The following is a 21,391-nucleotide window of genomic DNA, read 5'->3' as shown; positions in this document are numbered from 1 at the left end:
CGCAATCGGGAGGCGACTGTATTTGTGGAGCGTAGCCATGCAATCCCTGTCGGACGTGCCTTCGTATTTCATGGACCAGAGCGAAGGCGTGTGGCCCTCGCGTCGACGAAAGATCATCGATTGGCTAGTCACCGAAACGCGCGATGAGCGCTTCATCGACAACATATTCGTGCAGATGTGCCAGCGGCTGCGGGATGAAGGCGTCCCGGTGGCGCGAGCGTCGCTACATTTCAGAACGCTTCATCCCCAATGGCTCGGAGCACGTATTCTCTGGAAAGTCGGATTGGCCGAAGCGAAGATCGATACGTTCGGCTACGGCGTTGAGAAGACTCCGCAGTTTCGCAACAGCCCGGTGAACGAAATTTTCAGCGGCGCGATCGAAGTCCGCAAGGACCTCGAGGCGATGCACGACGGTGACGGCCACCATCAGTTCTATGACGAGTTGATCCATGACGGGCTCACGGAATATATCGCCTGGCCGATGGAACACACGCTCGGCAAGCGCCATATCGCGACCTTTTCCAGTGATCGGCCCGGCGGCTTCGCCGACGAACATATTGCTTTTCTCAAAGATCTTCTGCCAGCTTTGACCCTGGTGACCGAGATCCGGCTCAAGAACATTCTGGCACGCACGCTGTTGGAGACCTATGTCGGGCCGCATGCCAGCGGAGAGATCCTTGCTGGCGCGACGACGCGCGGCAGCGGGGCGACAGTTGGGGCGGCGATACTGATCTGTGATCTGCGCGACTTCACCACGATCTCGGATCACTGGCCGCGCGACGATGTTATCGAGTTGCTGAACGGCTACTTCGACGCGATGTCGGAGCCGATCGAGAATCACGGCGGCGAGATCCTCAAGTTCATGGGAGACGGCATGCTGGCGATCTTCCCGCTGACCAATCCGATGGCCTGCCAGAACCTGTTGTTGGCGATCAGGGAGGCAGAGGGCGCTGTTGCCACCCTGAACGAGCAGAACGCGCGCGAAGGCCGCCAGGTACTGCGCTATGGCATCGGCGTGCATGTCGGCGACGTGATGTATGGCAACATCGGCTCGCGACGGCGGCTCGACTTCACGGTCATCGGACCTGCGGTCAACGTCGCCTCGCGCCTGGAAAGCCTGACGAAGGAGATCAAGCGGCCAGTATTGTTCTCCAGAGCATTCGTCGAGATGGCCACATGCCAGGAACGCATGGAGAGCCTCGGCTCGTTCCCCCTCCGGGGACTAGGCGAACCTGTCGATGTCTTTGCCTTCAAGCAATCCTGAAAGCTGCAGTATCCGCGACGAAGGGCGCATTGGGTTCCTAAATGCATGGCGGGGTTGTAGGGCTACGATAGCCAAACGATCTTGAGTCCCTGCCAGGAGACAATCCCAGATGCCCGGTCCTTATGTTGTTCCCGTCCATGGTGACGAGGAGCTGCCGAAAGAATGCGATGTCGTTGTGATCGGTGGCGGCATCATCGGCTGCTCCACGGCGCTGGAACTTGCTGAGCGCGGCTTGCGCGTGACGCTCTGCGAGAAGGGCGGGATCGGCAAGGAACAGTCCAGCCGGAACTGGGGCTGGGTGCGGATTGCGATGCGCGATCCGCGTGAAGTGCCGCTGATGGCGGAGGCGCTGAGGATCTGGGATGGCCTGGACAAACGCACGGGGCGCGATACGGGATTCAAACGGGCGGGGATCATCTTCACCTGCACCAATGAGAAGGATCTCGCGGACCACGAGCGCTGGCGTACCAACCTCGACGGCCATCAGATCGAATCCCGGATGCTGACGGCGCGGGAGTTCGCCGAAACCATCCCCGGCTCGAGACTGGACATGGCCGGAGGGCTCTACACGCCGGCTGACGGCCGGGCGGAGCCGCAAAAGGCGGCACCGGCGATCGCCGAAGCGGCGCGTGATAAGGGAGCGACCATTCTGACGGAATGCGCTGTCCGCGGCATCGAGACCTCGGCGGGAGCCGTCAGCGGCGTCGGGACGGAGCGTGGCGCGATCGCCTGCAAGGCTGTGGTTCTGGCCGGCGGGGCCTGGTCCAGCCTGTTTGCCGGGCGCTTGGGCATCGACCTGCCGCAACTGAAGGTGTTGAACAGCGTGATGCGCACAAAGCCGCTGAACGGTGGACCGGAACAGGCGATCTGGGCCAAGGATTTCGCCATCCGAAAACGGCAGGACGGCGGTTATACAGTCGCCTGCGGGCACGACAACATCGTCGATATCGTGCCAACCTCATTCCGCTACGCTGCAGCGTTTCTGCCGGCATTGAAGTCGGAGTGGAAGTCACTGTCCTTCCGCCTTGCTGGCCGCTTCTTTGACGAACTGCGCATTCCGCGGCGCTGGTCGATGGATGACGCGAGTCCGTTCGAATATCATCGGGTTCTCGATCCGATGCCCTCGAAAAAATTGACGCAGGATGCACTCGGAGGCCTGAAGAGGGCGTTTCCGGTCTTCGAGAAGGCGGAAATCGCCCAGCGTTGGGGAGGCTACATCGATGTCACGCCCGATGCCGTACCTGTCATCTCGGCGGTCGATTCCATTCCAGGCTTCCACATCGCGACCGGGTTTTCCGGGCACGGCTTCGGCATTGGGCCGGCGGTAGGACGACTGATGGCCGATATCGTTATGAGCAGGACGCCCGTCGTTGATCCGAAAGCGTTCCGGTTCGAGCGCTTCAGCGACGGCTCGAAGGTCGAACTGATCAGTGGCTTTTGATTGGGCGAGGGGAGCGCTTCGCCCGCGCTGCCTACTCGGTGCTGCGCTGCCGCCGCTTCGAATGCGCTTGCCACGGCTACGGCACCTGGATCCGGCACGCCTTCCTTTGCCTTTGTCGACTCCGCACCAGTGGCTCTTGCCGCGCCTGCGAGATCTCCCGATGCTAGAGCTCCAAGTGCCCGGAGCCAGCGCGTCGACCCTTGTGGATCCGCAACCGTGACGAGTTTAATAGTGCTATTGCGCGCCGTCTGGGCCCAGCTTGTCATCGAGAGGTCTGGTACGCCCTAGGGGAATCGAACCCCTCTTTACAGAATGAGAATCTGTTGTCCTAACCGATAGACGAAGGGCGCATTAGGCAAAGAAATAGGAACGAACCGGCGGTTCGACAAGACGCTCGAGCTTCGCGGTAAAGAGAAGCTGCACGCCCTAGACGGAGAGTGTGGCGATCGTCGCTACTGCGGCAGAATAGCCCACATAATCGTCCCGAAGACGATAATGAACACCATCACGAGTAACAAGAGTCGGGCAATGCCGACGTTCACGTTGCCATTGCCGACAATGACCTCGAACCAATCTCGTGATTTTGTTTTCTGTTTTTCCATCTTCTCTGTCTTCTCGACTGCGATGGTATCGAAACCGGTTCGTAGCCGGATTTGGACTTGAGGTGAAGCCGAATGAGCGCCCCGTTGTCGATGACAGACGCCTGATCTTCATGCGGCAAGGGCCGCATATGGATCATCCCTAGGCGTTGTATTTAGACTGGGAAAGATCATGAAGATCAAGAGAAGTGGCACGCCCTAGGGGAGTCGAACCCCTCTTCCCAGAATGAAAATCTGGTGTCCTAACCGATAGACGAAGGGCGCTTCCTTCGTGGTGGCGCCCTTATAGTCAGGCACCCTGAATCCCGCAAGCGGGAAATTCGATTTTTTTCAAAAAAATGACCGGATTTTTTTGCGAGAGCGAAATGGGGTTTATTGTAGCCGAATCAAGACGCTATTCGCCCATGTTAGGAATTCGCGAGGCGAGCTTACGCTGCGTTATGAACGGCGAAGCGCCTGCCTCACAGGGCGCGAGCGATGGTCGCCGGAGCGGCCCTGCCGCCGCAACCCCAGTTCCAGTCGCGGTTCTTTCCGGTATCGAGATGAACCGAGTCGGTATGGCAGTAGGTGCCGACGCCGCCGCGATCCGGCAGTGATCGGACATAGCTTGCGATATCCCATTTTGACACGCCGTCGATCTGAATGTCGGCCGCGTCACAAGTCTTGTGCATGGATTCTTCGGCGCCGCCGACCATGCGGTTGTGATTCGGGTCGCGGTAGCCCGATGTGACGATGACCGGCTTGCCGAAATGCGTCTCGATCGCCTTGATCACGTTCATCAGGTTCGGCTTGAAGCAGCCGACTTCCACCTTGTCGTTTTGAAGATGCAGGCCGTTGGGCGCAATCCGCGTCATGCCGGGCAGGGAGGCTTTTTGCAGCAGGCCAGAAAGACTGCCGAGCAGGTTTTGCCTCGGCGCGCTGTAGAGCGCATTCACCGTTTGCCCTGCCAGGGCGCCCGTCGAAAGTGACGCGCTCTGCACCGGCGCGCTCTGCGTGCTCGTGTTCTGTGAGGACTGCTGTGGCAACAAGGGTTGACCCTGCTGCGTCTGTTGGGACTGATCGACCGGCACCTGGCTACTGTAAACGCTCGAGCGTACGGGGCTGACACCAACCGGCGCGTAGGCATTGCCGCCGGCGGGCTGCAATTGGGTCGAGGTCGGATTGTTCTGCGACACTGCGCGCGCCGAGAAGATGCTCATCGCCTGCGCGTTGATCCCGGTTGATTGCATTGCCAGGCCGCCGATGTTTGCGGGAGCCGAAGCGGCTGATCCTGCTGCCATCGGCTGCGCGTTCGGAGCCTGCGCTGGCTGAGCGCCCGATACATTCGCGACCATGGGATCGCGATAGCCTGGTTGGACCGGTGTGGCTGCCGCGGCCTGCTGCGCAGCTGCCGCCGGTTCGACCGGCGCGAGGACGGAGGCGGCATCGGCGGCCTTTTTGTCCGACACGCAGCCGCTGAGCACCAGCGCCGATGTGGCGATCAGAAGGGCGGGTCCTAAAGCTATCCGTTTTTCAACAGCGAGCACGCGAGCATTCTCCAGGGGACGGCGAAGGCTGCGTGAAAACCGCATGCTTCGCCTCGAGTCGACTGGAGAGTGCCTGCGCCACCCGGCTGCGGCAAGCGTGACGCGGACACGCAAGTCCGAAATCGCAAAAGCCGCAAGCCTCGCAAAAGCCTCGGCTTACCAGGCGCCGGTATTGCCCATCGAAGCCCAGGGCTCGGCGGTCGGAAGGCTTCCGCCCTTTTGCAGAATCTCGATCGAGATACCGTCCGGCGAGCGAACGAAGGCCATGTGGCCGTCGCGCGGCGGACGATTGATCGTGATGCCGCTGTCCATCAGCTTCCGGCAGGTGGCATAGATGTCATCGACCTCATAGGCGAGGTGACCGAAATTGCGCCCGCCGGTATAGTCCTCGGTGTCCCAGTTATAAGTCAGCTCCAGGCAGGGCGCGCCCTTGGCACTGGCGTCGGCCTTGTCGCCAGGAGCTGCAAGAAAGACGAGCGTGAAGCGGCCCTTCTCGTTCTCCGTGCGCCTGACCTCCTCAAGACCGAAGAGCGTGGTGTAAAAATGCAGGGAGGCGTCCAGATCTTTCACGCGGACCATGGTGTGGAGATAACGCATTCTATTTCCTCTCTAAGCGGGGCGTCGGGTTCTTATGTGGCGGACCACCAGTTTCGGGCAAGACAGCGGAGTATGATTGGCAACTGGGAATAATCGAAAAGTAGGACTTGCGCTAATCCGTTACCAACATGTTAATCTTGATCTCAAGAATCAGTTAACCGTAACAGTGTGACGCGTATTGAGGGGCTGGCGACATGGCTGACAGAATTTCATCAAAGGAATTCACCGACCTCGATCAACTCGCGGGGGAAGCGGTCGACCTCATTGAAATCACCGGCGTCGTCAAGTGGTTCGACGTGGCCAAGGGCTTCGGTTTCATCGTCCCGGACAACGGCATGCAGGATGTCCTTCTCCATGTGACCTGTCTGCGCCGAGACGGCTACCAGACAATTCTCGAAGGCACGCGGATCGTTGCGCTGATCCAGCGCCGTGAACGCGGCTATCAGGCATTCAAGATCCTGTCCATGGACCAGTCGACGGCGGTACATCCCTCGATGCTGCCGCCGGTTCGCACCCACGTGCAAGTCACGGCGACGAGCGGGCTGGAACGCGCGCTGGTCAAGTGGTTCAACCGCACCAAGGGCTTCGGCTTCCTGACGCGCGGCGAGGGAACGGAAGACATTTTCGTCCATATGGAAACGTTGCGCCGGTTTGGTCTCACGGAGTTGCGTCCGGGTCAGGTCGTGCTCGTCCGTTACGGTGATGGCGACAAGGGACTGATGGCCGCCGAGATTCATCCGGACGTGCCGAGCCCGGTGAGCCGCGCGCACTGATGCGTATGTCGGCCGTCCATTGGATCAGAAGCGCCCTTGCGGCGCTTTTTTTCATCCTCGCCTTTCCGGCTTTCTCCCAACAGCCGATGACCTTCGACAAGGAGCCGCTGATCATTCAGACAGCCTCCGGCAAACGGCTGAATTTCGTGGTCGAGATCGCCGATACCAACGAGCAGCGCCAGCGTGGGCTGATGTATCGCAAGGAGATGGCCGACGACGCCGGCATGATTTTCGATTTCGGTGTTTCGCGGCGGGTCCAGATGTGGATGGAAAACACCATCCTGCCGCTCGATATGCTGTTCATCGATTCGACGGGCACGATCCGTAACATCAAACAGAACGCGGTGCCGTACTCCCGGGACATCATCGATTCGATGACGGAAGTGAAGTACGTGATCGAACTCAATGCCGGCGTGACCGCCAAACTCGGCATCAAGCCGGGCGACAAGGTGATGAGCGCGACGACCACAAAGAAGAAGTAGGAGGGCGCCCATCGGAGCGCCTGTTCTCCGCCATGAGATCTCTGTCAGCGGCGGCTAGAACTTGACGCCAATGCCCGCGGAGACGACTTGTTCATCAAGATCGACGTTTGCTCCCTGGATATCTTCGCTGCCGTAATCGTTGTAGCGATATTCCGCCCGACCGAAGAGGTTGTCGGTAAAGGCGTAGTCGAGGCCCGCGCCGACCGTCCAACCGTTGAAGGTCTTGTCTTCGTCGCCAGCCGGCGTATCGACCGTGGCACGTGTCGCGGCCCAGCCCGCTGTCGCGAAGATCAGGGCACGATCAACGGCGTAGCCGACGCGACCGACGACAGAGCCGGAAACGTCTGTCCCAACTTCCGTGGGCGTGCCAAGGACAGTCAGATCCTTCTTGTTCCAGGTGTAGGAAAGGTCGCCCTCAATACCGATCACGATGCTGTCCATCTGGTAGTTCGCGCCGAGGAAGCCGCCAACGAGGCCGCCGTTAAAATCATTGGAGGCACTGGCGCCGGGTACGCTGAAATCGCTATTCAGGAAACCTATGCCGCCGCGCAGACCGGCATAGGGTCCGGTCCAGCTGAAAACTGGGGCAGGTGCAACGGGCATCACTGGGAGATCAGGTGCAAGGTCGGCAGCGCGGACTGGCAGAGCAAGCGCGGTCACGACGAGAGTGAGCGAAATCCGCAAAGACGACATCATGAGGTTCCCGTAGCGTTAACAAAGTGCAGATGAATATGGTGAATGATACCTTATGCAGCCTTAACAATCGGTTTCTTTGCAATTTTCGCGTGTTGGTGCCATTGCCTCCTCTGGAGCGAGCCAAGAACAGATGCTGTAACGAAGGGGGAAACGGCGCAGCAATTCGCGCTGAAGGATCAGTCCGCGATCGTTGGTGACGCTGTGAATTGAAGGGAAAGTGGTCGGAGTGGAGAGATTCGAACTCCCGACCCTCTGGTCCCAAACCAGATGCGCTACCAGACTGCGCTACACTCCGTGCCGACGAGGGAGGGCAATACACGGTTCGCATCGTGGCCGCAATATCTAAATCGCGTATTCCCCAATGCTTGATGCAAGCGCTTTCTTCGTTCAGGTTGGTGTCAGGAAAGGTTGACATCAGCGCCAATGATCGAGCGGCCAGGATCATGCCGCCACCATTTAGGTTGCGGAGAGCGGATTGGATGATTTCGATGAGACGCCGCAGCATCGGAGGCTAAGGCCGTGCCTTGGCAGCGTCACGCTGTCAGTCCTCGTCGCCGTCTATATTCTCGCTGTGGCCAACGAGACTTTCTGGATACGGGCTTATACGCATCTCGCAGTCTATCCGGTGGCCTTCATCGCCTTCGTCATCGGTATTGTTGCGGTTACGATTGCTGCGATGACAGCTTTTTCGGTGAAATATCTCATTAAGCCGGCTCTGATTTTTTTCGTGCTGGTCTCGGTGATGGCCGCTTGGTTTACTGATCAATACGGCATCGTCATCGACAAGGAGATGATCCGAAATGCGGCGATCATGACGCAAGAGGCAGCCGCGCACCTCATTACGCCGGCCTTTCTCTTGCATTTGTTTTTTACCGGAATGCTGCCGTCACTGTTTATTCTCTGGGTTCGCGTCGTGCATCGACCGTTTCCGCAGAAATTTGCTTGGAACATGGCGGTCATTCTACCGTGCCTGGCCGTGTTTGTGGCGGCGGGCCTCGGCTTTTCGCAGACCTATGCAGCGGTCGGACGCCTGCATCGCGATATTATCCTGTCCTTCAACCCCTTCATTCCGATCGGTAACGCCGCCCGCTACCTATTTGCGTCGGAGCGTGACAGCAGCATCGCGCGTCGCCCCCTGGGCTTGGATGCCCATCAGCGCTCATCCAACCCGAATCATAAGCCGCGGGTGATCGTTCTCGTGGTTGGGGAGAGCGCGCGTGCGCAAAACTTCTCGCTCGGCGAATATTCCCGCGAGACCAATCCGGAACTGAAGGCGAGGGATGTCGTTTATTATGCCAACTCGACGAGTTGCGGTACGACGACCGGTGTATCTCTCCCTTGCATGTTCTCGGCCTATCCGAAACGGCAATATACGCTGCGCAAGGGACTCGAGACCGACAATCTGACCGACATTCTGGGTCATGCGAAAGTGAAAGTGGAGTGGTGGGACAACAATACGGGCAGCTATACCGTTGCCAATCGAATTCCCTACCGCTTCCTGCCAGATGCCGCCGATCCACGTTTTTGCCGTGACGGTGAATGCCTGGACACGGCGCTGCTCGATAGGCTGGATGAATGGCTCTCCGGCGTAAAGGGCGATAGCGTCCTCGTCCTTCACCAGAACGGCAGTCATGGCCCCGGCTACTATCAGCGCTATCCGGACGATTTCCGCCGCTTCATCCCCGATTGCCGGACTGCCGAATTCGGCGCCTGCACGCGGGAGGAAATCATCAATGCCTATGACAACACGGTTCTATTCACCGACCATGTCTTGGCGAGGGTGATCGACATCCTAAAACGGCATGGAAATTCCGAATCGACCGCTATGCTTTATGTGTCGGACCACGGCGAATCGCTGGGCGAGAATGGTCTATATCTGCACGGGGCGCCCGATCTTCTTGCGCCGCCGCAACAAACGCATGTGCCGATCATCGCATGGCTTGCGCCGGACTTCAGCGCGGCCGCGAAGATCGACACGGACTGCCTCGCGCGCCGGGCGGCGGAACCGACATCCCACGACAATTTCTTCCACAGCGTCCTCGGGCTGATGGATGTGGCAACTAGTCTATACGATGCAAAGCTCGACCTCTTTGCAGCATGCCGTGACGCGGCGGCTGGATAGGAAGGCTATCGGAAATGGTTGGAAATTCCGGCGTCGGCCGCCTTGGCTTTTTTCTTGAAAAGGAAGGGATTCGTCGGTAAGCAAAATTCATCTCTTTGTGCGACGGTTTGTATGAAGAGAAGCCTCGGATTGGGGCAGAGTGAAGTTTCGAGTGCGAAAGCCCGCTAATTCGGAGGCGTTGCAGCAATGTCTGCCAAGATCTACCGTCCAGCCAAGACCGCGATGCAGTCCGGTAAGGCAAAGACAAATACCTGGGTGCTCGAGTTCGATCAGGAGACGCCGCGTACCATCGATCCGATCATGGGTTACACGTCTTCCTCGGATATGCGCCAGCAGTTGAAGCTGACATTCGAAACGCAGGAACTCGCTGAAGCTTATGCGAAGCGCAACGGCATCGACTATCGGGTTATCGCTCCGAAGGATCCGCAGCGCCAGACTGTGGCTTACCCTGATAATTTCCGCTATACGCGGACACAGCCTTGGACGCATTGATCCGCTTTCATGCACGCTGATTTGACCAAGGCCTGAGGCCTAGGTCACTCGGCCCCTTAGCTCAGCTGGATAGAGCACCTGCCTTCTAAGCAGGTTGTCGCAGGTTCGATTCCTGCAGGGGTCGCCACTCTTTTCAAATTTCTCCGGGCCGATGTAGCCGGCGATTTCCTCCGGATATTGCAGTTGGCCGATGCCTTTGCGGTACGGCAGCGTAACAATCCATCCCTCGGGAATCAGCGCATCCCAAGGGGCAGGAGCCGCCTCTCGAAGTCGTTGGGGGTCTTGGTGAGCCCTATGGCAAATCCCACTACACCGTTGGTGAGATTCTCGCGCGGTAGGTCGGACTGTTGAGGTTGCTATGAACTTGGACGGCTCCTAGGATTTTCGTGCCTCGGGGGTACGCAGTCGTGACTGAAGCGATTGTCCAACAACTAGTCTTTACTCTAAACCTCGCGTGGGAAATCGCCTCGCGGGAGAGCCCGGACTACGACCTCGTCGTGTACTATATCCAGCAGGCCATCCAAGCGGCTCAAGAGGAGGCATCGCGACAGGGGACTGTTGTCGACTTCGACCGGAGGTCTGAAATTCAATAAGCCGCTTGGGTAGAAAGCGTCGAGCCGAACTCCTGTCAAGCGAAGCGAAGAATTGACCCCCCCCAGTTTCTCATTTCGCCCGACAACTCCATTTGTCTCAAGTGCGGGGCAGATTCCTGTTGACCGAGGAGGACGAGATTCCTCCGAATTTTCTCGGAGCAACATCATGATGTTTGGTCCTGCCAAGGAGAAACAGATGAACCGACTTCGCAATTTTTTGGTGGCCGGGGCGCTGCTGAGTCTTGCGACGATGGCATCGGCTTGCACTTCGACAACCAGCCAGCGGAACCAAAACTCCTCGCTAAACTCAGCCTGTGCACTCGGATTCAACAACGACCGCCCCTGCAGCTATTAGTAAGATAGCCGAACAAGAGCCCAGATGAGCCAGGGCTTGCGGAAAGTTCGTGCCTGGGAACAGTACAATCCCGACCCGAGCCGACGTGCGCCTTAAGCGCAGAAACTGTCCCTGGCTCCCCTTGTCCACGCCCACGCGCAAGCCACTTCTCGGCAGTTCACTCGATGCCGAACACGCCCATGAAATGCCGCATGCGTGCGACGGCAAGCTCTGGTTTGTCGAGGACGTTTGCCTTGTCGGCAAGGCGGAAAATGTCGGCATAGTGATTGATGCCACGCGCCGATTGCAGGCCAGCAGGAAGGCTGAAATGGCTCTGGTGACCGTTCAGCCAGGCCAGGAACACGACGCCGGCCTTGTAGTATTGCGTCGGCGCCTCGAAGATCTTGCGGGAGAGCGGAACGGTGGGCTCTATCACGGAGCGGAAGGTGGCGGCATCACCCGCGGCAAGCGACGCCAACGCTTTCGACGCTGAAGGGGCAACGGCATCGAAAATGCCGAGGAGGGCGTGGCTATAGCGGCGGCCATCGCCTTCGATCAGCTCCGCATAGTTGAAGTCGTCTCCGGTGAAGCACAGAACGCCTTCCGGAAGCCGGTCGCGCAACAGCACTTCCTTGGCGTTGTCGAGCAGCGAAATCTTGATCCCCTCGACCTTCTCCCTGTTCTCATTGATGATTCTGAGAACACACTCGAGCGCCGGTTCAAACTGCGCGCTGCCCCAGTAGCCGGCCAAGTTCGGATCGAACATGTCTCCGAGCCAGTGTAAGACGACCTTGTCCTTGGCCTGGGAGAGAATTCGGCCATAGACCTTGACGTAGTCGTCCGCTGAGGAGGCCACCCGGGCAAGGGCGCGGCTGGCCATCATGATGGCCCGGCCGCCGTTCTTTTCCACGAACTCGATCTGTATCTCGTATGCCTTGATGACGTCTTGGATCGATCGCGCATCGGATGCCGCCAGATGATCAGTGCCGGCACCACATGCAAGATCCGCCCCCTGAATGGTGCGAGCTTCCTCCAACGAGCGCCGGATCAATTCCTGCGCGCCAGCCCAATCAAGGCCCATGCCGCGCTGAGAGGTATCCATTGCTTCGGCGATCTTGAAGCCGAGGCTCCACAGGTGTCGGCGGAAGGCGATCGTTGTGTCCCAGTCGATCGCGGGGCGGCCCCAGGGGTCGAGCTCCCTTCGAGGATCGGATACGACATGGGCGGCCGCGTACGCAATCCGGTTGAACTTCGGCGGTGTGGACGGGCGCTCGATCGGCGTCCCGACAAGACGGTACTCGCTGGGGCGGTCGTCGGTGTTCGGCAGATTTAAAAACAGGCTCATTGCGATCCTCCTCGACAGGTGACAACGCAATAATTTGGATCGTTCCAAATTTCAATTAGATTCTTTTGATCCATCTTTTTCCACTAAGAGCGAGGATATCCTGATTTCTTTATAGAGGATAAATACAGCGCATACAGTAAGATAGATGGTATTCTCCCTCGAGTTTGAGCGTTGCGGCTCATCGGAAATCGCTCTTGACATATTTGGAACGTTCCAATTATGTGGCATTCAAGTTGGCGCGAACGCCGGGAGGAATTCATGACCAAGGGGCGGGTGACCGTCATTGACATCGCCAAGGCTGCCGGCGTCTCGAAGTCGACGGTGTCACTGGTGTTGCAAGGGTCGCCGCTCGTGAACGAGGGGACACGAGCCAAGGTCAATGCCGCGATGCGCGAGCTTGGTTATGTCTATAACCGCGGGGCCGCGAACCTGCGCCAAACGAGCGCGAAATCGAAGATCATCGGTGTCGTCGTCAATGACCTGACCAACAGCTTCTTTGCCGAACTTGCGGTTGGCGTCGACATGGTTGTGCAGTCAGCTGGGTTCGTGCAGTTCCTCTCGAATACGAGCGAGAGCATCGACCGGCAGCGGGAAGTTGTTGCCTCCATGAGAGAACACGGAATCTCGGGTCTCATCGTCTCTCCGGCACGCGCGACCGAGGCGGCGGATTTCAAGCCGCTCGTTGCCGCAGGTATTCCGGTCGTCGTCGTTGTTCGCAGCCTGCCTGGTGCGAAAGTCTCGTCGATTGTTTCCGACAATCAGGGCGGGACGTCCGCGGCGGTCGAGCACCTGGCATCTTTGGGTCACACCCGAATTGCGTTTCTCGGTGGATTTCCTGATACGGCGGTCTTCGAGGAGCGTCTTGCGGGCTATGCCGACGGCATGAACGCGGCCGGCCTCGGCTTTCATGAGGAACTCGTTGTCTCGTCAGCGCCGTCGAGGGCGGGCGGCGTCGATGCGATCGGGCGAGCGATAGCGATTGGCGATCGGCCAACAGCAGCGGTCTGCTTCAATGATGCGGTCGCCTTCGGTGTGTGTGACGGCCTGCGCGCGCGTCGTCTGGAGCCTGGTCGTGATTTTGCTGTCGTCGGTTTCGACGACGTGATCGAGGCGCAGACGGCAGTCCCGGCGCTTACGACCATTTCCGTTGATCCGCAAAGCATGGGCCGGCGGGCAGCCCAGCTTCTGCTCAAACAGATCAATGCAGGCAAGGCGGAGCCCGAAAGCGTGACGACCGCTGTTCGGCTTGTCGTTCGCGAGAGCTGTGGAGCCGCGCAGAAGAATGCAGGAAGGAAGATGGCATGACGGTTCGTTGGGGGCTGATTGGCGCGAGCACCATTGCGCGCGAGTGGGTGATCGGGGCTATCCGCGCAACCGATGGCGATATAGTCTCCGTCATGAGCTCCAGCGCCGAGCGCGGCCGGTCCTATGCGACGGAGAACGGGATACCAAGGCACGTCACTGACGTCGATGCCCTCGTGAATGATCCTGATGTCGAGGCGGTTTACATCTCGACAACCAACGAACTTCACCGCGATCAGGCGATCGCTGCGGCGAGTGCCGGCAAGCATGTTCTTTGCGAGAAGCCGTTGGCGATGTCGCTGCAAGATGCGCACGACATGGCGAAGGCGGCAAAGGACGCTGGGGTTGTGCTCGCCACGAACCACCATCTCCGCAACGCCTCCACCCACATTGCCATGAGAGACGCGATCGCGGCCGGCAAAATCGGCAAGCCGCTTGCCGCGCGGGTCTTTCATGCCGTCTATCTGCCGGCCCACTTGCAAGGCTGGCGACTGGATAAGCCGGAAGCTGGTGCCGGCGTCATTCTTGATATCACCGTTCACGACACCGACACGCTGCGGTTCGTTCTCGGGCGTGATCCGGTCGAAGTGGTAGCGTTCTCGCAGGCGGCGGGGATGGGCAAGCCGGGCGTCGAAGATGGCGTCATGGGCGTGATGCGTTTCGAGGACGGTGTCCTCGCGCAGTTTCATGATGCCTTCACCACCAAGTATGCCGAAACCGGCTTTGAGGTGCATGGCACCGAAGGCTCGCTGATCGGCCGCAACGTCATGACCCAGCGCCCGGATGGAACGGTGACGCTGAGGAACGCCGAAGGCGAACAGCAACTGCCGACCAATGCGAGCAATCTCTATGAAACTGCACTGAAAGCGTTCCACGCTGCCGTGGCCGGCAACGGCCGTCCTTCGGCGACGGCGGAGGATGGCATCTGGTCGCTTGCGACCGGCCTTGCTGTTGTCGAGGCGGCCAAAAGTGGTTCCGCCGTGAAAATCGAAACAGGACTTTGAGTAATTCAATGAGCAAGCACATCACCCCGGCGGAAGCTGCCGCACTGATCCCCGACGGTGCCGTCGTATCCGTGTCGTCATCGAGCGGCCTCGGATGCCCCGACCTGATGTTGAAGGCGATTGGCGAGCGTTTCGACAGCACCGGCCATCCCCGGGATATCACGACGCTGCATCCGATCGCAGCCGGCGACATGAGCGGCATCAAGGGTGTCGACTACATCGCCAAGAAGGGACTGCTGACGAAGATCCTCGGTGGTTCCTATCCATCGGGTCCATCCAGCGCGGAGCCGCCGCTGATCTGGCAGATGATCACCAACAACGAGATTCCGGCCTACAACATCCCGTCGGGCATCATGTTCGATATTCATCGGGAAGCTGCTGCCAAGCGCCCTGGCGTCCTGACGAAGGTCGGTATCGACACCTTCGTCGATCCGAGAAGGCAGGGCTGCGCGATGAACGACCTTGGGGCCCAGGAGCCGGTGGTCAAGCGCGTCGTGTTCGAAGGAGAGGATTGGCTGTTCTTCCCGTCGATCGTGCCGCAGGTCGCTATCATTCGTGCAACCACGGCCGACGAGCGCGGCAACCTGACATACGAACACGAGGGTGCCTATCTCGGCGGTCTGGATCAGGCTCTTGCTGCCCGCAACAATGGCGGCATCGTCATCGCCCAGGTCAAGCGCATCACCAAGGAAGGTTCGCTGAAACCGCACGACGTGCGTGTACCTGGTATGTTGGTCGACTATGTCATCGTCGATCCAGACCAGAAGCAGACCACGCAGACGCTCTATGATCCCGCCATATCGGGTGAAATTTTCCGGCCGCTCGACACGTTCCGTGTTCCGGAATTCAATATCCAGAAGGTCATCGCCCGCCGCGTGGCCCAGGAGCTTGAGGCCGGTAGCTGCGTCAACCTCGGATTCGGTATTTCCGCCAACGTGCCGCGCATCCTGCTTGAGGAGGGGCTGCACGGCTCGGTCACCTGGGTGATCGAACAGGGCGCTGTCGGTGGCGTTCCATTGCTGGATTTCGCATTCGGCTGCGCTTCCAATGCGGATGCCTATATGCCGTCGCCATACCAGTTCACCTATTTCCAGGGCGCCGGCTTCGATGCTTCGCTCCTCTCGTTCCTCGAGATCGGCAAGGATGGCTCGGTCAACGTTTCGAAGCTTTCCTTCCGACCTCACGTTACTGCCGGGGCAGGCGGCTTTGTCGATATCACCGCGCGGGCGAAGAAGATCGTGTTCTCCGGCATGTTCAATGCGGGTGCGAAGCTTGCGATCGCTGACGGCAAGCTGGTCATCGAGAAGGAAGGCAAGCTGAAGAAGCTCGTCAACGAGGTCGAGCATGTCACCTTCTCCGGCAAGCGGGCGATCGAGCAGGGGCAGGACATCACATATGTCACCGAGCGGTGTGTGATGAAGCTGGCGCCGGAAGGTGTTGTTCTTACGGAAATCGCGCCTGGCATCGACCTGCAGACACATATCTTCGATCAGTCCGAGTTCCCGCTCATCGTGGCAAAGGACCTCAAGACCATGGATGCAATGCTCTTCGGCGAAGCGAACATTGGTATTTCTCTACCGAAGAAGGGCGCCCGCATCCTGGAGGGTGTCTTCAATGGCTAGCGGCACGGTCAGAATCCAGGTCGAGGATCACGTCGCGATCATGACGGTCTCGCGGCCCGAGAAGCTGAATGCGCTTGACCTGGACATGCTGAAGGCATTGGCGCGTGCGGCCGACGAAGTCGAGGCGAACGCCGATGTGCGCGCCGCGATCCTGACGGGCGAGGGCAAGGGTTTCTCGGCAGGCGGCGATATCAAGGCGTGGGGCGGAATGCGGCCGGAGGAGTTCGGCCATGCTTGGGTCCGCTATGGGCACCGCGTTTTCGAAAGGCTCGCGACGCTGAGGGTGCCGCTGATTGCCGCCCTGAATGGCCACGCTCTCGGTGGCGGGTTGGAGCTTGCAGGTGTCGCGGACATTCGCATCGCCGAAGAGCACATCAAGATCGGACTTCCGGAAACGGGACTGGGCATGGTGCCAGGCTGGTCCGGCACGCAACGTCTTGTGAAGCGTTTCGGAGCGCAGGTGGTACGTCGCATGGCACTGGGCGGTGAGATTTTCACTGCCGAGGAGGCGCGTGTCCTCGGCATCGTTGACGCGGTCACATTAAGCGGAAACGCGGTTGATACCGCTAAGGAATATGCGCGACGGGTCGCGTCCAGAGGACCTGCGGCGCTGGAGATCGTGAAGCTGATGATCGCGTCGGCAAATGGCGAGGACAACGGCGCTGCCGTCGAGGCCCTGGGGTCGATCCTGGTCGCGAAAACCGCCGATCTCAAAGAGGGCGTCGCGTCTTTCAGCGAGAAGCGCCCGGCTAAATTCAAGGGAGAATGGTAATGACGGTTCTGGTCAATCCAAGAGCGCTTAGCGACCACAAGGCCCGCGACTTCAAGATGCTGCTCGACGGCAAGTGGGAAGCTGGATCTGCCCAGCCGATCGAGCGCGTTGCTCCAAGCCATGGTGTCGTTGTGAGCCGCTTCCCGACCGGCAGCAAGGCGGATGCCGAACGGGCGATCCTTGCCGCCCGCAAGGCTTTCGATCACGGTCCGTGGCCGCGGATGACTGCTTCGGAGCGCTCCGCCATCTTGCTCAAGGCTGCTGACTTGATCGCGGCTCGTGCGGAAGAACTGGCCTTTCTGGATGCGATCGAGGCGGGCAAGCCGATCTCGCAGGTGCGTGGCGAAATAGCCGGCTCGGTTGATATTTGGCGATATGCAGCGGCACTCGCTCGAGATCTGCACGGAGAAAGCTACAACACGCTTGGAGACGGTACGCTCGGCGTCGTGCTGCGCGAAGCGATCGGCGTGGTCTCGATCATTACCCCATGGAACTTTCCGTTCCTGATCGTCGGCCAAAAGCTTCCGTTTGCCCTTGCTGCCGGATGCACCACGGTCGTCAAGCCGTCGGAGCTCACTTCGGGATCGACGCTCGTGCTTGGCGAAATCCTGCAAGAAGCTGGCGTTCCGGACGGTGTCGTCAACATTGTGACCGGTACGGGACCCGAGGTCGGAGCAGTGCTCGCCTCCCATCCGGAGGTCGATATGGTTTCGTTCACCGGCTCCACCGGTGTCGGCAAGCTAACCATGACGAACGCCGCGCAGACGTTGAAGAAGGTCTCGCTGGAACTCGGCGGCAAAAACCCGCAGATCGTGTTCCCCGATGCGGATCTCGATGCATTCATCGACGCCGCAGTCTTTGGTGCCTATTTCAATGCCGGCGAATGCTGCAATGCCGGTTCCCGCTTGATCCTGCACAAGAGCATCGCTTCCGATGTGGTCAAGCGCATCGCTGAACTCTCGAAGGACGTCAAGGTCGGCGACCCGCTCGATCCAACCACGCAAGTTGGTGCTATCATCACGCCGCAGCATTTGGAGAAGATCGCAGGCTACGTGGCCGGCGCGACCAGCAGCGGCGCGCAAGTCGCACATGGCGGCGAGAAGCTCGACCTCGGCATGGGACAATACATGGCGCCGACCATTCTAGAGGCCGTGACGCCCGGTATGGCGGTTGCCCGCGAAGAGGTTTTCGGCCCTGTCCTCTCCGTGCTCACGTTCGAAACCAGAGCGGAGGCGATCGAGATCGCAAACGCGATCGACTACGGGCTTTCGGCAGGCGTCTGGAGCTGTGACTTCGATACCTGCCTGACTGTCGGGCGCAAGGTGAGAGCCGGGACGATCTGGATGAATACCTTCATGGACGGGGCCTCCGAACTGCCGTTCGGTGGTTACAAGCAATCCGGCCTCGGGCGTGAACTCGGTCGTCACGCAGTGGAGGATTACACCGAGACCAAGACGCTCAACATGCATATCGGCGGCCGCACCGGCTGGTGGATGCCGCGGTAAGGTTGCCGAAGGAACTCAAGTGAGAGAAAGGAGGGGTAATATGGCTGGGTCGGCATTCGCAGGTTGCGCGACGTTCGCGCGTTGGAAGTCGCGCGCTCCTCGCTTCCTCGCGGCTGTGTCCCGGGACTTTGCGATGCACAAAGATACGCCGCCACGCTTGGACGTCATTTCCGGCACTCGCGGTTTCTCAATGCAGCTGTCAATTGCAGCCAACGGAAAGGGGAGGCTGTGGCGTCAGCAGCACCTGCAACTGGTCCATATCCGTCTCGCCGCTGATCCGTTTCTTGAGGATGCGGCCTATCTGCTCTCCGGTGGCTGTCAGGTCTTCGTAGATGGTCTCGACCTTGGGCTGAATGGCGGAGAGGAGCTGCGAGGTCTGCTTGGCGACGATGTCGTACTCGACGCCGAGTGTAAGTCCCCAGTCGCTCATGCCTGTTATGGTGGCGAGCGCGCAGACTTCGCCGCCGCACGTGAAGGCGTCCGGCGGATCGGGCTCGCCATGGCGTCGGGCGATGCGGTCGCGGATCGCGCCGGCCGGATGATCGAGGTCTATTTCGGAGATCACCTCATAGGCGCAGCCGGCTTCGCGTACGGCTGTCATGAAGCCGTGCAGGATATGGCTGCCGAAGCTGAACTGCATCGGGCCGCTGATCAGGGCCGGCTTGCGGCGTCCCTTGGCGATCAGTCGCTTGGTTGCCTCGTAGGCGAAGGTGAAATTGTCGTAGTCGACATAAGGATGCGGGGTGGAGAGTTCGGTGCGGCCGTGCGTGACGAACGGAAAATCGTGCTCCATCAGCAACCGCACGCGCGGGTCGAAAGGCTCGGTGCGCGACATTACCAAACCGTCGGCCATGTGGTTGCGCATGATGTAGTTGACCGCCTCGATGTTTGTCGTGTGGGGCAGGTTGGGCATGACGATCAGATGGTAGGCGGTGCTTTGCAGCGCCTTGGCGATGCCGGACATGATCGAGGTACCATAGCCGAGAATTTCCTCGTGCGGCTCAAGCAGGATGGCGATGACATTTGTGCGGCCAGTCTTCAGGCGCTGGGCGGCACGATCGGGGGAATAGCCGACCTCAATCGCGATCTCGCGGACACGCTTACGGGTTTCATGATTGATCACCGGGTCGTCCGACAGCGCCCGCGAGACCGTGGTTACGGCAAGGCCTGCCATGTCCGCGATGGTGCGCAGCGTTGGTTTGCCGCTCCTGCGGGTCGATCTGGTCGTGGGCGGCATTGCGATGCGAGACACGCTCGGCTTTCCTCCAAAGGGGACGGATGGCGGGACACTAACGCGACAGCGAAGCCGATGCAATGCTGGACTGGAAACGTTTTAAATTTTGGACTCAGCTCGATTGATTCTGTAGCTTTGTCTAAAAAATCAACAAAAACAGGTCAAAATCAATGTTGCCCCTAGCGTGGACAGGAAAAGCGGGTCACTTGACTTGGTTAAGTTTATAACGTTTTAAATTAATCCACGCGGCGTTCGCGCCGTGGTAGCCAGAGCCTTTGTGCGGGGAGTGTGCACGGGCTTTTGAACGCGGATTTTCCGCATTTGTGAACTTGCAAACCGGGAGGAAAACGATGCGCAAGTTTTTGATGACGACTGCTTTGGTGACAATGACGGTGGCTGGCCTCGGCGCCGCCAAGGCCGCCGACGTGAAAGAAGTGCAGATGCTGCATTGGTGGACGTCGGGCGGCGAAGCTGCGGCCCTCAACGTCCTCAAGCAGGATCTGGCGAAGGAAGGATTTGCCTGGAAGGATGTGCCGGTCGCCGGCGGTGGCGGTGATGCGGCGATGACCGCGCTCAAGGCCATGGTCGCTGCAGGCACCTATCCGACGGCCTCGCAGATGCTCGGCTATACCGTTCTCGACTATGCTCAGGCGGGCGTCATGGGGGATCTCACCGAGACGGCGAAGGCCGAGGGCTGGGACAAGGCGGTTCCGGCGGCTCTGCAGAAGTTCTCCGTTTATGACGGCAAGTGGGTTGCAGCCCCGGTCAACGTTCACTCGGTCAACTGGCTGTGGATCAACAAGGCCGTCATGGACAAGATCGGCGGCACCGAGCCAAAGACCTTCGACGACCTGATCGCGCTGCTCGACAAGGCCAAGGCTGCCGGCGTCGTTCCGTTGGCGCTCGGTGGACAAAACTGGCAGGAAGCGACCATGTTTGACTCGATCGTGCTGTCGACAGGCGGCCCCGAGTTCTACAAGAAGGCCATGAACGATCTCGACGAGGAGTCGCTGAAGTCGGACACGATGAAGAAGTCGTTCGACAATCTCCAGAAGATCGTCACCTACGTCGACCCGAACTTCTCCGGACGTGACTGGAACCTTGCAACGGCCATGGTCATCAAGGGCGATGCGCTCGTTCAGGTGATGGGCGACTGGGCAAAGGGCGAATTCGTTGCGGCCAAGAAGACGCCGAACACGGACTTCCTGTGCTACCGCTTCCCCGGCACTGACGGCAGCGTGATCTATAACTCCGACATGTTCGGCATGTTCAACGTGCCTGATGATCGCAAGGCGGCGCAGGTCGCGCTTGCCAAGGCAACGCTGTCCAAGAGCTTCCAGTCTGCGTTCAACGTCGTCAAGGGCTCGGTTCCTGCTCGTACTGACGTTCCGGATACCGACTTCGACGCTTGCGGCAAGAAGGGTATCGCCGACCTGAAGAAGGCCAACGAAGGCGGCACGCTGTTCGGTTCGCTGGCGCAGGGCTATGGCGCTCCTCCGGCAGTCGCGAATGCCTACAAGGACGTCATCTCCAAGTTCGTACATGGCCAGATCAAGACCTCCGATCAGGCCGTCGAAGAACTCGTCAAGGCTATCGAGGACGCCAAGTAATCAAGGCCTCCCACGGTCTTCCCCGCCCTTCGTGGCGGGGAAGATTCGGCAACGGACGATCTCGTTGGAGGAGATGAC

18 protein-coding genes and 4 tRNA genes are annotated in these 21,391 nt (G+C 59.4%); 13 read left to right on the top strand and 9 right to left on the bottom strand.

Annotated elements, in window-relative coordinates:
- Window positions 1-37: 37 nt before the first annotated feature.
- Both ATY80_RS22185 and ATY80_RS22180 read left to right on the top strand, forming a co-directional pair.
- Window positions 38-1,264 (top strand): adenylate/guanylate cyclase domain-containing protein, encoded by a 1,227-nt coding sequence (locus ATY80_RS22185; RefSeq protein WP_088694452.1) that lies wholly within the window; start codon window positions 38-40, stop codon window positions 1,262-1,264.
- Window positions 1,265-1,373: 109 nt separating this feature from the next.
- Window positions 1,374-2,705, top strand: coding sequence for an FAD-binding oxidoreductase (locus tag ATY80_RS22180; RefSeq protein ID WP_088694451.1), 1,332 nt, complete (start codon window positions 1,374-1,376; stop codon window positions 2,703-2,705).
- A gap of 275 nt (window positions 2,706-2,980) precedes the next feature.
- On the opposite strand, the gene ATY80_RS22175 is transcribed toward ATY80_RS22180, so the two are convergent.
- From ATY80_RS22175 to gloA, 5 genes are all read right to left on the bottom strand, one after another.
- Window positions 2,981-3,055, bottom strand: a tRNA-Glu gene (locus tag ATY80_RS22175).
- Between the two features lie 102 nt (window positions 3,056-3,157).
- Window positions 3,158-3,307, bottom strand: coding sequence for a hypothetical protein (locus ATY80_RS29085; RefSeq protein ID WP_189637233.1), 150 nt, complete (start codon window positions 3,305-3,307; stop codon window positions 3,158-3,160).
- A gap of 186 nt (window positions 3,308-3,493) precedes the next feature.
- Window positions 3,494-3,568 (bottom strand) — tRNA-Glu (locus ATY80_RS22170).
- A gap of 197 nt (window positions 3,569-3,765) precedes the next feature.
- A complete protein-coding gene (locus tag ATY80_RS22165) occupies window positions 3,766-4,830 on the bottom strand; it encodes a D-Ala-D-Ala carboxypeptidase family metallohydrolase (protein WP_088694450.1) in 1,065 nt (354 codons plus the stop codon).
- Window positions 4,831-4,986: 156 nt separating this feature from the next.
- Window positions 4,987-5,427 carry a lactoylglutathione lyase gene (gloA, locus tag ATY80_RS22160; protein WP_088694449.1) on the bottom strand — a complete coding sequence of 147 codons (441 nt, stop codon included), beginning with the start codon at window positions 5,425-5,427 and terminating at the stop codon, window positions 4,987-4,989.
- 194 nt (window positions 5,428-5,621) lie between these two features.
- On the opposite strand from gloA, the gene ATY80_RS22155 reads away from it, so the two are divergent.
- Both ATY80_RS22155 and ATY80_RS22150 read left to right on the top strand, forming a co-directional pair.
- A complete protein-coding gene (locus ATY80_RS22155; RefSeq protein ID WP_007535143.1) occupies window positions 5,622-6,200 on the top strand; it encodes a cold-shock protein in 579 nt (192 codons plus the stop codon).
- On the top strand, window positions 6,200-6,682 hold the full coding sequence (locus ATY80_RS22150; protein ID WP_088694448.1) for a DUF192 domain-containing protein: 483 nt from the start codon (window positions 6,200-6,202) through the stop codon (window positions 6,680-6,682). The genes ATY80_RS22155 and ATY80_RS22150 overlap by 1 nt, the downstream gene beginning before the upstream one ends.
- A 54-nt stretch (window positions 6,683-6,736) precedes the next feature.
- Here the strand turns inward: ATY80_RS22150 and ATY80_RS22145 are convergent, their stop codons facing one another.
- Both ATY80_RS22145 and ATY80_RS22140 read right to left on the bottom strand, forming a co-directional pair.
- Window positions 6,737-7,375 (bottom strand): outer membrane protein, encoded by a 639-nt coding sequence (locus tag ATY80_RS22145; RefSeq protein ID WP_088694447.1) that lies wholly within the window; start codon window positions 7,373-7,375, stop codon window positions 6,737-6,739.
- A 221-nt stretch (window positions 7,376-7,596) separates the two neighbouring features.
- Window positions 7,597-7,673 (bottom strand) — tRNA-Pro (locus ATY80_RS22140).
- A 180-nt stretch (window positions 7,674-7,853) separates the two neighbouring features.
- Here ATY80_RS22140 and ATY80_RS22135 point away from each other — a divergent pair.
- The 3 genes from ATY80_RS22135 to ATY80_RS22125 all read left to right on the top strand — a co-directional run bounded on the left by ATY80_RS22135 (window position 7,854) and on the right by ATY80_RS22125 (window position 10,119).
- Window positions 7,854-9,500 carry a phosphoethanolamine--lipid A transferase gene (locus ATY80_RS22135; RefSeq protein ID WP_088694446.1) on the top strand — a complete coding sequence of 549 codons (1,647 nt, stop codon included), beginning with the start codon at window positions 7,854-7,856 and terminating at the stop codon, window positions 9,498-9,500.
- A 186-nt stretch (window positions 9,501-9,686) separates the two neighbouring features.
- Window positions 9,687-9,992: an ETC complex I subunit gene (locus tag ATY80_RS22130; RefSeq protein ID WP_088694445.1), complete on the top strand. Its 306-nt coding sequence runs from the start codon at window positions 9,687-9,689 to the stop codon at window positions 9,990-9,992.
- 50 nt (window positions 9,993-10,042) lie between these two features.
- Window positions 10,043-10,119, top strand: a tRNA-Arg gene (locus tag ATY80_RS22125).
- Between the two features lie 978 nt (window positions 10,120-11,097).
- Here ATY80_RS22125 and ATY80_RS22110 read toward each other — a convergent pair.
- Window positions 11,098-12,264 (bottom strand): dihydrodipicolinate synthase family protein, encoded by a 1,167-nt coding sequence (locus ATY80_RS22110; protein ID WP_088694443.1) that lies wholly within the window; start codon window positions 12,262-12,264, stop codon window positions 11,098-11,100.
- 258 nt (window positions 12,265-12,522) lie between these two features.
- Between ATY80_RS22110 and ATY80_RS22105 the strand changes: the two genes are divergently transcribed.
- The 5 genes from ATY80_RS22105 to ATY80_RS22085 are packed head-to-tail and all read left to right on the top strand — an operon-like array spanning window position 12,523 to window position 18,469.
- On the top strand, window positions 12,523-13,569 hold the full coding sequence (locus tag ATY80_RS22105) for a LacI family DNA-binding transcriptional regulator (protein ID WP_088694484.1): 1,047 nt from the start codon (window positions 12,523-12,525) through the stop codon (window positions 13,567-13,569).
- Window positions 13,566-14,570, top strand: coding sequence for a Gfo/Idh/MocA family oxidoreductase (locus ATY80_RS22100; RefSeq protein WP_088694442.1), 1,005 nt, complete (start codon window positions 13,566-13,568; stop codon window positions 14,568-14,570). The genes ATY80_RS22105 and ATY80_RS22100 overlap by 4 nt, the downstream gene beginning before the upstream one ends.
- An 8-nt stretch (window positions 14,571-14,578) precedes the next feature.
- Complete coding sequence (locus ATY80_RS22095; protein WP_088694441.1) at window positions 14,579-16,192, top strand: acyl CoA:acetate/3-ketoacid CoA transferase; 1,614 nt, start codon at window positions 14,579-14,581, stop codon at window positions 16,190-16,192.
- Window positions 16,185-16,964, top strand: a complete 780-nt coding sequence (locus ATY80_RS22090; RefSeq protein ID WP_088694440.1) for an enoyl-CoA hydratase/isomerase family protein — start codon at window positions 16,185-16,187, stop codon at window positions 16,962-16,964. The genes ATY80_RS22095 and ATY80_RS22090 overlap by 8 nt, the downstream gene beginning before the upstream one ends.
- The gene (locus ATY80_RS22085; RefSeq protein WP_088694439.1) at window positions 16,964-18,469 is read left to right on the top strand and encodes an aldehyde dehydrogenase family protein; all 1,506 of its coding nucleotides are present in this window, start codon (window positions 16,964-16,966) and stop codon (window positions 18,467-18,469) included. Before ATY80_RS22090 ends, ATY80_RS22085 begins: the two co-directional genes overlap by 1 nt.
- A 199-nt stretch (window positions 18,470-18,668) precedes the next feature.
- Here the strand turns inward: ATY80_RS22085 and ATY80_RS22080 are convergent, their stop codons facing one another.
- Window positions 18,669-19,706, bottom strand: coding sequence for a LacI family transcriptional regulator (locus ATY80_RS22080; RefSeq protein ID WP_088694438.1), 1,038 nt, complete (start codon window positions 19,704-19,706; stop codon window positions 18,669-18,671).
- Between the two features lie 347 nt (window positions 19,707-20,053).
- Here ATY80_RS22080 and ATY80_RS22075 point away from each other — a divergent pair, with 347 nt between their 5' ends.
- Window positions 20,054-21,313 carry an ABC transporter substrate-binding protein gene (locus tag ATY80_RS22075; protein WP_088694437.1) on the top strand — a complete coding sequence of 420 codons (1,260 nt, stop codon included), beginning with the start codon at window positions 20,054-20,056 and terminating at the stop codon, window positions 21,311-21,313.
- Window positions 21,314-21,391: the final 78 nt, after the last annotated feature.

The sequence above is a fragment of the Rhizobium sp. R711 genome, from assembly GCF_002211365.1.
Lineage (GTDB): Bacteria > Pseudomonadota > Alphaproteobacteria > Rhizobiales > Rhizobiaceae > Rhizobium.
Note: the sequence above shows the minus strand (reverse complement) of the source record. Positions and strands in the feature narration are given on the sequence as shown.